Genomic DNA, 13,473 nt, shown 5'->3' on the forward strand with positions numbered 1-13,473 from the left:
CCTCTGTGCTAATTCGCATCGCCGTCCTAAACTGACGCAGCGTCAGGTTACTTGTCAGTTTGCTCCTGAGAGGGCGGTGCGATGCCTGCCACCAGCGTCATGACCACGGAACAGACCAAGGTGACCCGGCGTCGGCCTGCCCCGGAGGACCGACGCCACCACATTCCGGCCCGGTCACTGGATCCCGAGCCCGCCCCCGGCGCGCCGGCGATCGCGCTCATCACCACCGGCGCGCACACCGGCTGCCCGCTGGTGACGGCCGACGAGCTCGGCGTCCCGGTGGCCGGCTGGACCTACTGCGGCCCCGGCGAGGACGGTCCGACGTTCGCTGACACGGTTGAGGCGTTCGCTCAGGCAGACGGCGTCGGCGCGATCGCGGCCTGCGTCGACGCGATCGGCACCGAGCTGGACGGCAGGGCCCTGATGCGGGCCGCCGAAGCCGCCTCCGGCGCCGGGCGTCCGCTGGTCGTGCTGGCCACCGGAGCCGACCGGGTGATCGACGCGGTCCTGCGGCAGGCCGGCGTGGTCCGGGTGGACGGCTTCGACCAGCTGCTGGACTGCGCCGCGACCCTCGCACGCTTCCCGCGTCCGGCGCAGCGTCCCGGCGCGGTCCGGGTCGCCGCCGACTCCGGCGGCGCCGCCACCCTGCTGGCCGATCTCGCCCGGCGCGCCGGGCTGGAGGTCGAGGACGCCGGCCACGTCCCGGACGTCACCGAACTCGCCGCGCGCCCCGGAGCCGGGATGCTCCTGTACGCGGTCACCGAGACCGGGGCCTCCGGCGAGTGGACGGCCGCCGCGCTGGTCGAGGCCGCGCGGGAGAGCACCACCCCGATCGGCGTCGTCTGGTGCTCCTCCGGCGGCACCGAGACCGGCTACCGCCTGATCCTGCAGCGCTCGCCGGAGATCGCGACGTTCCGCACGCTCACCAACGCGGTCGCGGCGGCCAAGGCCTACTACGACCACTGCGACCACCGCTTCCGCATCCCGTCGCTGGTCGAGGACAACGCGATGGCCGGGGTGAAGGCGCGGCAGATCCTGACCTCCGGCGGCGCTCCGGGCTCGGTCCGCAAGCGGGACACCGATCCGGCCAAGGGCCTGTCGGAGTCGCAGACCCACCAGCTGCTGCGCGCCTACGGCATCCGCACGCCGCGCGAACAGCTGGTCACCAGCGCCGCCTGGGCCGTCCGGGCCGCCGCCACCATCGGGTACCCAGTGGTGATGAAGGCGTCGGTGGCCGGGCTGCCGTCGGCCTCGGCGGCCGGCCTGACCCGCACCACCATCACCTCGGCCTCGCAGGTCCGGGAGAACTTCAAGGACCTGATGGACTCGGCCGGCCGGCAGGGCTACGGGACGCTGGACGGGGTGCTGATCGGCCAGCAGATCACCGGCGGCGTGGACACCATGGTCGGCATCCGGCGCGACGACCGCTTCGGCCCGGCCGTGGTGGTCGGCGTCGGCGGCGCCTACGCCGAGACGCTCGGCGACGTGGCGATCCGGGTCGCCCCCTTCGACGCCCACCAGGCGCACCGGATGCTCCAGGAACTGCACTGCCTGCCGCTGCTCACCACCGCCGGCGCGGACCTGGACGCGCTGGCCGACACCATCCTGCGGGTGCAGCGCATGGCGCTGGACCTCGGGGACGTGCTGGAGGGCTTCGACATCGCGCCGCTGCGGGTGCTGGGGCGCGGGGGCGGCACCGTCGCGCTGGACGCCTCGGCGCGCTTGATCGTGCGCTGATACAGCAAAACATCCATTCGGTTCGGCGCCGGGGCGTCGCCGCGCGACCGCGCGGCCGCGGTCCGGCGCTGACGTCTTCGATGGGAGACCCCATGTCCGAGGCACCTGAGCGCTCGCTGGAGGAGACCGTCCGGCACTCCTTGTCCGGCGGCGTCTCCTGGATCACCCTGGACCGTCCCGAGGCCCTGAACGCCATCACCGCCGACCAGCGCGACCGCCTGATCTCCTTGCTGCGGCAGGCCTCCGCCGACCCCGACACCCGCGTCGTCGTCCTCACCGCCACCGGCCGCGGCTTCTGCACCGGCGCGGATCTGCGTCCCCGGCCCGGCGCCGGGCCCGCCGGGCCGGGCCGGCCGGCCGAGCGTGCCGAGCCCGGCCCCGGCGACGTCGCCCGCACCATCCGCGACGGCGCCCAGGCGCTCATCGCCGCGGTCCTGGACTGCGAGAAGCCGGTCATCGGCGCGGTGAACGGCATCGCAGCCGGCATCGGTGCGCACCTGGCGCTGGCCTGCGACCTGGTCGTCGCGGCCGAGTCGGCGAAGTTCATCGAGATATTCGCCCGGCGCGGCCTGGTGCCCGACGGCGGCGGCGCGCATCTGCTCACCAGGCTCGTCGGCGTGCACAAAGCCAAAGAGCTGATGTTCTTCGCCGACGACGTGCCCGCCGCGGAGGCGCTGGCGCTGGGACTGGTGAACCGGGTCGTGCCGGACGCCGTTCTGGAGAAGTCGGCGCGCGAGTGGGCCGGGCGGCTCGCGGCGGGACCGACGCGGGCTCTGGCGCTCACCAAGAACCTCGTGAACCACGCGCTGGAAGTCGACCGCGCGACGGCCTTCAGGCAGGAGGCCGACGCCGTGGAACTGAATATGGCGACCCATGACGGCCAGGAGGGGGTACGGGCCTTCGTGGAGCGCCGTGCGCCGGAATTCACAGGGCGCTGACAACTGTTATGGCTGCTACCCCAGGGTCCTGTGGTGCACGAAAGGTGTTCGGTATGTCGAACGACAGCTCTCTTGACGGGTCGTCAGTTCCCACCCACACTGACCCTGTCCGTCCACGTATGCTGGGCCGAGCTGCGCTTTTGACATGGCGAACGAGTTGCGAACCGCGCGGCCGCGACCAGCGTGACATCTAGGGGCTGGGACCATGCCTGCACAGGCCACCGCACGCGAGCACCACGCGAGCGCCGGCGATGACACCGGAACCATCGTGGACGTCGCGGACTACCGCCGCGTCCTCGGCCACTTCCCCTCCGGCGTGACCGTCGTCGCGTCCGAGGACGCCGACGGGCCCGTGGGCTTCGCCTGTCAGGCCTTCTCCGCGCTCTCCCTGGACCCGCCGCTCGTCCTGTTCTCAGTGGGCCTGGCCTCCACCACGTGGCCCCGGATCGAGGCCACGGGCCGGTTCTGCGTGAACTTCCTGGCCGCCGACCACGAGCGGCTGTGCCGCGCTTTCGCGGTCAGCGGCGGCGACAAGTTCTCCGGCGTCGCCTGGCGCCGTTCGGAGCTGGGCTCACCGATCCTGGACGGCGCGCACGGCTGGGTGGACTGCACGATCGAGGCCACGTACCCCGGCGGCGACCACGCGATCGTGGTCGGGCGCGTGCACGGGCTCGACGCCGACGGCGAGTCGGCCCCGCTGATCTTCCACCGGGGAGCCTTCGGCTGAGCTCAGCCGGCCGGCTCCTTCCAGACGATCACGTCGCCCTCCATCTTCCCGGGGGCGATCGCCTGGTCCAGGAAGTTCTTGATGGCCGCCAGGTTCTGGGTGCCGTCGGCGGCGACCACACAGTTCGCCTGCCAGGTGTCCAGGTCCAGCCGCACCCGGTTGGTGATCGAGGAGTTCACCACCGGGGTCGCGCCGCCGCCGTTCTTGTAGATGTACGACAGCCACTGCGCGGTCCACAGCACGTTGTTCTTGGCCCAGGCCACTTGCTTGTCGGTGGGCGAGGTGGGTGCCATGACCGGGCCCTGCGGGATGTCGAAGGCGGTGTCCGCGGCCGTCGACCAGGTCTGGTTGGTCCGGTCGCCGCCGTCGGACAGCGGGACGCCGACGATCGTGTCGTGCCCGGGCGAGACGCATTCGTTCCACGCGCCCGAGGTGAAGTACCGCGGGATGGGGATACGCGGGGAGGTGTCGAACACCCGCGGCAGGAGCGGGACCAGCGCGACGATCACGCAGGCGAACGCGAACCCGCGGACCACGTCGGCGAACACGACCCAGCGGACCATCTGCTGCGGGTACAGGACCGCCTTGTCCAGCCCGAGCGCCAGCAGGATCCCGATGATCCAGCTCACCGCCAGCGCCTCGCGCACCGGCAGGCTGGAGGAGAACAGCGGGAGGTTCTGCAGGTGCGTCCACACGCCGTTCGGCCCCAGCGGCCACCACGTGATCGAGCCGTGGTCGAACACCGGCGTCGGGCCCACGGACAGCACGACCAGCACCAGAGCGGCGATCAGCAGTGCCCGTACCGCCGCGTCGCGGATCAGCCACAGCGTCAGCAGCGCCACCACGAGCAACAGCGCCCAGCCGACCAGCGCGGCCTGCTCGGTGCCGCCCGGCGCCAGAGGGTCCAGCTTGGCCGGGTCCCCCCACAGCTCCAGGTTCGGATACACCGCGTAGGACTTCAGATCCGCGGAGTAGTAGGCGACGTCGAACGGGATGCCCTTGAACGACTGCGGGCCGAAGAACTGGAACGTCAGCGGGTAGGCCAGCAGCGCCCCGGCCGTCACGATCGCCACTCCGGCGCCCTGCAGGAAGGTCGGCGCCTCGGCCCAGCACTGGCGCGGCTTCATCAGGACGTAGGCCACAAGGAAGAACGTGAAGCCCATCGCCGCCAGGAGCAGCAACTCCTCGCCGACGAACACCTGCGCCGTGATCAGCAGGCCGAGCACGATCCCGTTGCGCACGCGCCGTTCCGGCTCGCGCAGCCGCAGCACCCCGGCCAGGATCAGCGGCACCAGCCACTGCCCGGCCAGGTTCGGGTGTGCCAGCGAGTGCGACATCATCGAGGGCGAGAAGCCCAGGAACAGGCCGCCGACGAACGCCGCGGTCTCGGTGCGCACCACGTGCCGGCGCAGGAACCAGCGCCAGGTGATCGCGGTCGCCGCGAGGTTGAAGGTGGTCAGCAGCGCGAAGGAGACCGGCGCCCCGAACAGCGCGGTGATCGGCGTGAGGACCGCGGCCGGGCCGATGATCTGCGGATTCGCCACCAGGTTCATGCCGTCGGGGGCGTTCATCGTGTGCGTGAACAGCGGGTTCTGCAGGTGCGTGATCGCGTGCTCGACGGCGGTGAGCTGCCACTCGAAGTAGAACTGGTCGTAGGGGTTGCCGGCCATGACGCTGGTCGTCGGGTGGAAGAGCAGCTTCCAGGTGAGGAACATCGCCGCGCCGATGTAGAGCAGCGAGAGCAGCAGGCCCGGGCTCGGGTTGAGGAACTCCTCGACCACGCGGTCGGCGATGCGCCGCAGGGGGTTCCGGGAGGCGTCCGGGGTGAAAGTTTCGTCTTTGCCGGCGTCCTCGACCTCGACGTCGTCGGCGACCGTGTCCACGGCGGTGCCGGATGCGTTTCCGACATCATCGCGCGTCTGTTGCCCGGGGACGGTGGGTGCCGAGGACGTGGACGGTTCCATGAGCAGCGCGGCGGCCTCGCTGTCGTGCTCCGGCGCGCCCTGCCCGCCCGGGCTCTCCGTCACGGCCTTTGTTTCCCCTCATAGGGCTCAGAGCAAGAGGACTCCTCTTGCCAGTGACCCGCTTTCCAGGTCGTGGATCGCCTCGTGGATGTGCTCCAGAGGGTAGGTCTTTGTGACCAGTTCGTCCAGGAGTAGCTCACCCTTCCGATATAGGTCGACGTACCTTTCGACGTCGAACTGGGGGTGCGAAGTTCCGTACCGGCAGCCCATTATCGTTTTGTCCATGTACATGCCGGAAACGAGGAACGTCCCCTCGGCGTCGCTGCGCGGCACGCCGAGCAGCACGGCGGCCCCGGACCAGGCCAGCATGTCGGTCGCGGCGCGGATCAGCGCGGGATGCCCGACGCACTCGAAGACGTAGTCCGCACCGCGCGGAAGCAGGTCCTTGACCATCTGGACCACGTCCTGGCCGCTCGGGTCCAGGAAGTCCGTCGCCCCGAACCGCCGCGCCGCCTCCTCCTTGCGCGGGTTGGTGTCCACCGCGATGATCCGGCCGGCGCGCGCGATCCGCGCCCCCTGGATCGCGTTCAGGCCGATGCCGCCGACGCCGATCACCACGACCGTCTCGCCGATGCGCACCTTCGCGCGGTTCAGCACCGCGCCGACGCCGGTCAGGACGCCGCAGCCGACCAGCGCGGCCGAGGCCATCGGCACGTCCTGGGGGATCGGTACGGCCTGTACTTCCTTGACTACTACGCGTTCTGTGAACACCGAGGTGTTGGCGAAGGCGAACAGCTTCTCGGTCCCGCCGTCCTGAGTCTCGCGTGTGAACGGCTTGCTCACCTTGCCGAACGTCGCGCGGCACATCGTCGGCCGGCCTTCGCTGCACGCCGGGCACACGCCGCAGTGGTTGATGGTGGTCAAGCAGACGTGGTCGCCGGGCTTGACCCGGGTGACCGCGGTGCCGACCTCCTCCACGATGCCGGCGCCCTCGTGCCCGAGCACGGCCGGGCCGGGGAAGGGGATGGTGCCGTTGACGACGCTGAGGTCGGAGTGGCACAGGCCGGCGGCGCCGATGCGGACGACGACCTCGTCGGTGCGCGGTCCGCGCACCTCTATACCGTCGACGACTTCCAGCTTGCCGCCCTCGAAGACCGCGGCCCTCACGACGCCGCCCCGTCCTGCCCGGTCTCCGACGCCTTCCGCTCCTCGGTCGCCTTCGTGTAGGCGGCCAGCTTGGCGATCATCGGCATGGTCTCGACGCCGACCGCCTCCGGCAGCCGTTTCGCGATCGACTCGGCGGTCCAGGGCTCCTCGCCGTACATCGAGCGGATCTCCTGCGGCTGGTTCCACACCGCGATGCGGCGGCCGGCCACGGTGTAGATCTGACCGGTGACGTCGCGCGCGGCCTCCGACAGCAGGTAGGCGACCAGCGGCGCGACGTCCCCCGGCTCGCCCATCTCGGCCATGTCGAAGGGGACGTTGGCGCTCATCCGGGTGCGCGCGACCGGTGCGACGGCGTTCGCGGTGATGCCGTACTTGCCCAGACCCAGCGCGGCGCTGCGGACCAGGCTCACGATGCCGCCCTTGGCCGCGCTGTAGTTGGCCTGCGAGACGCTGCCGGCGTGGTTGCCGGAGGTGAAGCCGACCAGCGCCCCGCCGCCGGCCTTGCGCATCACGGCGCTGGCCGCGCGGAAGACGGTGAAGGTGCCCTTCAGATGGGTCTCGATGACCGGGTCCCACTCGTCCTCGGCCATGTTGAACAGCATCCGCTCTCGAAGGATCCCCGCCACGCACACGACGCCGTCCACGCGTCCGTAGGTGTCGACGGCCGTCTGCACGATGCGCTGCCCGCCGGCCATGGTGGTGACGGAGTCGGCGCAGGGCACGGCCTGCCCGCCGGCGTCCCGGATCTCCTGGGCCACCGCGTCGGCGACCTCGCTGGACGGCGCGCTGCCGTCGACGGCGACGCCGTAGTCGTTCACGACCACCGAGGCGCCCTCGGCGGCGCAGCCGAGGGCCACCGCGCGCCCGATGCCGCGTCCCGCACCGGTCACCACCACGACCTTGCCTGCCAGGAAGTCGGCCACGTCGCTCGCTCCTCGTGCTCGATGCCTACGAATCTGACGGCATGTTAGCTAAGGTTCGCGCCAGTGGACAGCGTCTTCTGACGCTGTGTCAGATTTCACTGGGAACCCTGGGAGCACCGCCATGCCGCTGCCCGAGCAGTTCACCGACCTGGCCCGTCGCGTCAACAACTGGGGCCGCTGGGGCCCGGAGGACGAACGCGGCACCCTGAACCTGATCACCCCCGACCGCGTCGTCCACGCCGCATCGCTGATCCGCAGCGGCCGCCGCTTCACCCTGGCGGTCCCGCTGGACGAGGACGGACCGCAGATCGGCATGATCGAAGGCCGCGACAATCCGAAGCGCACCATGATCATGGTGAACGCGCAGGTGATGGGGCCGGATCACGCGTTCCGCACCTCGGACGACCGGGTGGAGATGGGACTCCAGGCGTGCACCCACTGGGATGCGTTGGCGCACGTGTCCTACGAGGGACGGCTGTACAACGGCTTCGACGCGTCGGAGATCACCGCCGAGGGCGCCGCACACTGCGGAATCGACAAGGCGGGGCCGATCGTGGGGCGCGGGGTGCTGCTGGACGTGGCGCGGGCCCTGGGCGTCCCGCGCCTGGGCGGTGCCGCGCACGGCCGCGCGCTGACGGCGGCCGACCTGGACGCGGCGGCGGAGTTCGGCAAGGTGGAGATCCGCCCGGGCGACATCGTCCTGATCCGCACCGGCGCCATGACGGCCCTGAAGGCGGGCGACAAGCTGGCGTACAGCTATCCGACATCGGGCCCGTCGATGCAGACCGTGCCGTGGTTCCACGCGCACGACGTCGCGGCGGTCGCGACGGACAACGTGGCGTTCGAGGTCTACCCGCCGGAACGCGAGGACGCACAGCTGCCGGTGCACCTGCTGCACCTGGTGGAGATGGGGATGCTGCAGGGGCAGAACTGGGATTTGGAGGCGCTGGCGGAGGACTGCGCGGGCGATGGGGTGTACGAGTTCTTCTTGGCGGCGTCGCCGGAGCCCTTCACGCGTGCGGTCGGGGCGCCGGTGATTCCGGTGGCGGTGAAGTAGGAGCCATCCTCCTCAGCTTCGCGAACCCGCGTGCGCCACATCCCGCAGCAGCGCGGCGGTCTCGGGCTGGAGCGACAACCGCTCGCGCTCGGCGTACCCCAGCAGCGTGTCGGCATGGCGGCGGGCCGCGGGGAGGTCGCCGAGGGCGGCCAGGGCGGTCAGGAGGTCGCGGTACAAGAGTTCTGACTCGGGTGCCGCCGCCAGGCCGCGCAGGGCCGCCTTGCGGGCGTTGCGGGGGCTCTGTTCGCGCAGGCATGCCTCGGCGACGTAGTGGGCCGTATCGATGATCAGGGCGGCCATCTCGTGGCGGAGCGTCTCGGCCCAGCCGTAGCGGCGCAACGGTGCGTCTTCCAGGGGGCGGCCGCGGACCAGGCTGAGGGCGCCGACCAGTTCGCCGTTCTGGGTGCGATGCAGGAACTCCAGCCAGTCGCAGGACACTGTCGGGGCCAGGGTTATGCTCTCGGGGGTGACGCGGAGGAGCTGCTCGCCGTGGGTGTCGGTGCCGAGCAGCTCGCGCAGCTGGATGACCTGCGCGTCGACCATGTCCACCGCGCCGGTGCGGGCCGGCCACAGGTCCTCGGCCATCTGCTGGACCGAGCATCCTGGATGCAGTACCGCGTACGCCGCGACCTCCGCCAGCTCTGCCGGGCAGTCCACGCCGGCCAGCACGATCGGTCCCAGTACGTCGATCCCGTAGGCCGCGGGTGTCAGGTCGGAGGCGGCGGGCGCCTCGGTGCGGAGTTTCGGCATTCCCGCCACGGCCGCTTTGCGCTGACTCCAGTACGCGCCGTGCCACTGTCCCGGCTTCCCCGACTCCGATGCTAGGGAAGCGGGTAGCGCACTCTGAGACGACGGGGCAGGCCGAGCGCTCCAGGTGAGCGGCTCGGGCGGCCCATCCGGACGCGGCCCCGACGGCGGCCCCAGCCTCGACGCCGGGTTCAGGCCCGGCCCTGGCCTCGCACCCGAGCCCGAGCCTGCGCCCGCACCCGCACCCGCACCCGCGCCCGAGCCAATGTCTGATCTCGACCTGGCCCCCGCGAAATCCGCCTCCATCCCCGCCAGCCGATCCTCCGCCCGAGGCGGCGGTGTCTCCTCGTCCCCGTCCGCTCCCGCATCGAACTGCGGCAGGTTCGCCGGCTTCAGCGCCAGCCGCGCCTCCTTCGCCGCCCCCGGCAGCGGCAGCGGCGCCGTGGTCGTCGGCAACGCGGTCGGCAGCAGCGCGTCGACCCGGAACAGGTCGTCGACGGGAACGCGGAACCGGTTCGGCTGGACCGGATCCGGTGTCGCGATCAGTTCGGCGCGCGCCGGCTCGCGCAGCTCGGAGCCGTCGCTCCCGGCCGCCGCGTCCGCCCCCGACCGCCCCGCCACGTGCCGCCGCGGGTGCGAAGGCTTCCGCTTCGGCAGCGGCGTCTTCGCTCCCGAAGCCTCCCGCCGCGCCGATGGCGGCAGGTTGAACGCCCCGTTTCGCGGCGCCGGCTTCTCCTGGTCGGAGTCCGCCGTCGCCAGCTCACGTACCACCGCCTCGTACCGCTCCGCGCGCAGTGCCTGCACCCGCAGTCCGATTCCCGGTGCGCCGGCCTGCGATCGGGGGGTGTGGACCATCGGACCGCCGATCGTCCACGGCGACAGCACCTGCTCCCGGTCCCCGGCCGCCGCCACCACCGCGATCGAGGTCCGCGGACGTCCCGACAGCAGATGCCGCAGCCGGTGCGCCAGCCGGACATCCGGCGCGATCGCCGACAGCAACACGTGCGTCCTGGTGATCGGCGCCAGCTCGTCGTCCGGGTGCGTCCGGGCCTTGCGGACCGTGACGCCGCGCCGGTCGAGGACCGCCTCGACCCTCGCCGACCACTGCGCCAGGTCCTCCACGGCCCGCGCCAAATCGTCGCCGTACGTCAGCGTGCCCGGGGCGAACAGCGGCGGCAGCTCCGCGCCGAAGCCGACGAGCGTCACCTCGACCTGCTCCGCCGCCATCCCGGTCGCCAGTTCCACGGCCATCGCCCGGAGCACCGACACCGACTCGGCCTCGGGCGCCAGCAGCGAGACTCCGCCGGTGGCCTCCAGGTCGACCAGGACTGTGTCGTCGTCCTCGTCGAAGCCCAGAGAGACCAGGGCCGGGTACGGCGCCGGGGCGTGCCGCGGGGCAGCGCCGACCGATGCGCCGAGCGGGCAGATCCACACCGCGGGGCGCCTCGGATCGGCGTAGAACGGCGCGACCGGCGGCTGCGGACGCGCCAGGTGCAGCTCCAGGCCGTGCCGCTTGAGCACCGTCATGCTGATGTCCGGCAGGCCCCGGTCGGCCTTCGTGAGTTTCGCGCTCAGAGTCCTGAGGGCGGCGTCGACCAGGACCTGGCCGGTCGGATTGTCGACGCGGCTCAGCTCCAGCTCCCAGATTCCCGGCTGCCGCATCGAGATCAGCTCGCCGGGCCGCCGCCGCATCACCTTGCGCAGGCGCCGGTCGCCCAGGGCGCTCAGCACGCCGGCCGCCAGCAGGCCGCCGGTGGCCGAGACGGTCTTGCCGGAGTCGTGGCGGGTGGTCGCGAACGTGGACTCGCGCTGAGCCAGGGCCTTGGTTTCCTGGGCCAGCGTTTTGACACCGGACTCCAGCGCCAGCCGCACCGGTTCGGCGGCGGCCAGTTCCGGGCTGTGCCGGCCCATGTCCGGCGGCATGATCAGCACCCAGCCCGGCTGCAGGAACTCGACGTAGCTGAACACCGTCCCGTCCGGCATCCGCCGGCCGTCGTTCAGCTCGGCGATGTCGGCGAACCGGTTCGGGTCGCCCAGCTGCGCTTCGGCGATGCGCCACAGCGAATCGCCCTTGCGCACAACATAGGTCTGATACTCCGGAGCCTGCCGGCCCGTCTGCCCGCGCCGGCCCGCCTCGCCCCCGTCGTCCGCCATGTGCCCTGGTCCTCCGTAGTCAGTGGCGCTCAGAAGTCAGTGGCGCTCAGAAGTCAGTGGGGCTCAGAAGTCAGTGGGGCTCGGAGTCAATGCGCCTGCCGTGCAGGTACTGCCGGTCGAAGACGTCCTGCTCGGTCAGGGACGGCTTCGGGACCGGCGTCATGTTCTGGAAGCCGCGTCCGCCGTCGCGCTGCTGGTGCGGCGCGGGGCGCGAGACGTTCTGCGCGGCCGGGACCGGGGCGACGTACCACTGGTCGTTCCCGTAGAGGAACCACTTGGGGTCGAACCCCGCGCGTTGCAGTGTCGCCAGCCGTTCCGGCCGCTGTGCGAACACCGCGCGGCCGTCTGGTCCGGGCGCGAACACCTCGGTGACGACCGGGGCCAGCCGGTCGCCGAGACCGTTGATCTCCACCACCCGGTCGACGTAGCGCCCGGTGGCGCGCGGCTCCCGCGTGTCCGTGGCCGGATCGGTGTCCATGCGGATGTTCACCACGTAGTGCAGGGTCTCGGCCGCGAGCTGCACCGCGGAGTCCCTGCTCATGGTGGTGCGCATGCACAGCATGACGAACTTGTTGAACGCCTCCCGTGCCGAGCCGGAGTGGATCGCGCACAGCGCCGCCCGGCCGCCGGTCGACACCGCCTCCAGCAGCGTGGCCGCCTCCGGGCCGCGCACCTCGCCGACGACCAGCCGCGCCACGTTCATCCGCAGCGCCACCTCGATGACGTCCGACAGCGTCACCTCGCCGACGCGCCGGCCGTCCGGGCCGCGCTCCGTGGTCCCCGGCCACGACTGGTACGCGACCATCCGCGGGTGCCGTCCGATCTCGTCAAGGTTGAGTTCGAACTCTGCCTCGACCGTCGCGTAGCGCTCCATCACCGGGATCTCGGCGGCCAGCGCGCGCAGCAGCGTCGTCTTGCCCGCGTCGAGCGGTCCGGTGACCACGATCGTCTGGCCGGCCAGCACCGCGCTGCGCAGGAAGGCCGCGATCGCCGGGGAGACCATGCCGCGCACCACCAGGTCGTCCAGCGTCACCTTCACGACCCGGTGCCGGCGTACGACCAGCGTCGGCCGCTTGGACACGCCGATGGTCCCGGTCAGCCGAGCGCCGCCGTCCACGGTCAGGTCCAGCAGCGGCTCGGCCGGGGTCAGGACCCGGTGACGCCGGGCGGCCCAGGTGCGCATGTCGGCGAGCAGCGACTCGTCGGAGGAGGCGATCCTCGGCGCCTTCTCCACGCGGCCGTCGGTGTAGACCACGTGGCCGTCGTCGCAGCCCCGGTACTCGATGGTCTCGACGTCGGGATGGTCCAGCATCGGGGCCAGGCCGCCCATGCCGAAGACCGAGGCGCCCGCGGCCCGCCGCATCGCGTCCTGCCGGATGTCGTCGACCGCCTGGCCGCGCGCCGCGGCCCGGGCCGCCCAGGAGTTCACCGCCTCCTCGATGACGGCCATGCCGAAGGCCCGGCGCTGCTCCTCGGTGCCGGAGTCGGGGGCCGCGAACTGGGCGGAGATCCGGTCGCGCACCTGTTTGCGGATGGCGTCGATGCCGTTCCAGTCGACGGCCGAGAACGCGTGGATCCCTTGGGCGGGCTTGGGTTCCGTCGGGTATTCGGAGCCGCCGCCGAACCGGAGCGCGAGTTCGTGGCGCGAGCGGTTCGTCTGGTCGTCCATCTGGTCGTCCATCGGCGGCGCCGAGGGCGCGGGTGCGGGCGAGGGGGGAACCGGAGCCTGAGGCGGCGGCGGAAGCTGACGCCGACCGGCGCTCGGCGTGCCGTGACGGAACTGCATGGCGCCCCCCACGACCGGCGGCGGCCCCGGAGGCAGAGCGTGCGCCGGCGGCCGGTCCGGTGACGGACCCAGTTCGCGGACCGGCGCGAGCGGTGGCTTCGGTCCTCTCGCCGGGGCGGGTGGTTCGGCACTCTGCCGGCTTTCCCAAGGCGGCGTGGCGGGATCGGGGAGTGCGACGCTCTCCCGGTTCAGGAACGCGATGGCATCGCGCAGCTCTGATACCTGGTCGCTCCGCCCGGTGCCGCGAGCCCGTCCCGCGCCGCCGGCGGCGCC

Annotated in this window: 9 protein-coding genes; 4 read left to right on the forward strand and 5 right to left on the reverse strand. The window is 71.9% G+C overall.

What is annotated here, in order from left to right; translation table 11 throughout:
• The first annotated feature begins 81 nt into the window (after positions 1-81).
• The 3 genes from ABH926_RS10090 (at position 82) to ABH926_RS10100 (ending at position 3,402) form a co-directional block, all read left to right on the forward strand.
• Positions 82-1,737 carry an acetate--CoA ligase family protein gene (locus ABH926_RS10090; protein ID WP_370365139.1) on the forward strand — a complete coding sequence of 552 codons (1,656 nt, stop codon included), beginning with the start codon at positions 82-84 and terminating at the stop codon, positions 1,735-1,737.
• A 92-nt stretch (positions 1,738-1,829) separates the two neighbouring features.
• Positions 1,830-2,675 (forward strand): enoyl-CoA hydratase/isomerase family protein, encoded by an 846-nt coding sequence (locus tag ABH926_RS10095; protein WP_370365140.1) that lies wholly within the window; start codon positions 1,830-1,832, stop codon positions 2,673-2,675.
• 205 nt (positions 2,676-2,880) lie between these two features.
• The gene (locus tag ABH926_RS10100) at positions 2,881-3,402 is read left to right on the forward strand and encodes a flavin reductase family protein (protein ID WP_370365141.1); all 522 of its coding nucleotides are present in this window, start codon (positions 2,881-2,883) and stop codon (positions 3,400-3,402) included.
• 2 nt (positions 3,403-3,404) lie between these two features.
• Here ABH926_RS10100 and ABH926_RS10105 read toward each other — a convergent pair whose 3' ends face one another.
• From ABH926_RS10105 to ABH926_RS10115, 3 genes are read right to left on the reverse strand one after another with little or no spacing between them, the layout of a single operon-like run.
• Positions 3,405-5,429, reverse strand: coding sequence for a hypothetical protein (locus ABH926_RS10105; protein WP_370365142.1), 2,025 nt, complete (start codon positions 5,427-5,429; stop codon positions 3,405-3,407).
• Between the two features lie 24 nt (positions 5,430-5,453).
• Positions 5,454-6,533: a Zn-dependent alcohol dehydrogenase gene (locus ABH926_RS10110; RefSeq protein ID WP_370365143.1), complete on the reverse strand. Its 1,080-nt coding sequence runs from the start codon at positions 6,531-6,533 to the stop codon at positions 5,454-5,456.
• Positions 6,530-7,456, reverse strand: coding sequence for an SDR family oxidoreductase (locus ABH926_RS10115; RefSeq protein ID WP_370365144.1), 927 nt, complete (start codon positions 7,454-7,456; stop codon positions 6,530-6,532). The genes ABH926_RS10110 and ABH926_RS10115 overlap by 4 nt, the downstream gene beginning before the upstream one ends.
• 121 nt (positions 7,457-7,577) lie before the next feature.
• On the opposite strand from ABH926_RS10115, the gene ABH926_RS10120 reads away from it, so the two are divergent.
• Positions 7,578-8,513, forward strand: coding sequence for a cyclase family protein (locus ABH926_RS10120; RefSeq protein ID WP_370365145.1), 936 nt, complete (start codon positions 7,578-7,580; stop codon positions 8,511-8,513).
• Positions 8,514-8,525: 12 nt separating this feature from the next.
• Here the strand turns inward: ABH926_RS10120 and ABH926_RS10125 are convergent, their stop codons facing one another.
• On the reverse strand, positions 8,526-11,414 hold the full coding sequence (locus ABH926_RS10125) for a LysM peptidoglycan-binding domain-containing protein (RefSeq protein ID WP_370365146.1): 2,889 nt from the start codon (positions 11,412-11,414) through the stop codon (positions 8,526-8,528).
• A 70-nt stretch (positions 11,415-11,484) separates the two neighbouring features.
• Positions 11,485-13,083, reverse strand: a complete 1,599-nt coding sequence (locus tag ABH926_RS10130) for a CpaF family protein (RefSeq protein ID WP_370365147.1) — start codon at positions 13,081-13,083, stop codon at positions 11,485-11,487.
• Positions 13,084-13,473: the final 390 nt, after the last annotated feature.

The organism is Catenulispora sp. GP43, assembly GCF_041260665.1.
Lineage (GTDB): Bacteria > Actinomycetota > Actinomycetes > Streptomycetales > Catenulisporaceae > Catenulispora.

Coding starts and splice junctions, on each gene's coding strand:
- ABH926_RS10130 (WP_370365147.1), bottom strand. CDS start 13,083: ATGGACGACCAGACGAACCGCTCGCGCCACGAACTCGCGCTCCGGTTC.
- ABH926_RS10125 (WP_370365146.1), bottom strand. CDS start 11,414: ATGGCGGACGACGGGGGCGAGGCGGGCCGGCGCGGGCAGACGGGCCGG.
- ABH926_RS10120 (WP_370365145.1), top strand. CDS start 7,578: ATGCCGCTGCCCGAGCAGTTCACCGACCTGGCCCGTCGCGTCAACAAC.
- ABH926_RS10100 (WP_370365141.1), top strand. CDS start 2,881: ATGCCTGCACAGGCCACCGCACGCGAGCACCACGCGAGCGCCGGCGAT.
- ABH926_RS10090 (WP_370365139.1), top strand. CDS start 82: ATGCCTGCCACCAGCGTCATGACCACGGAACAGACCAAGGTGACCCGG.
- ABH926_RS10095 (WP_370365140.1), top strand. CDS start 1,830: ATGTCCGAGGCACCTGAGCGCTCGCTGGAGGAGACCGTCCGGCACTCC.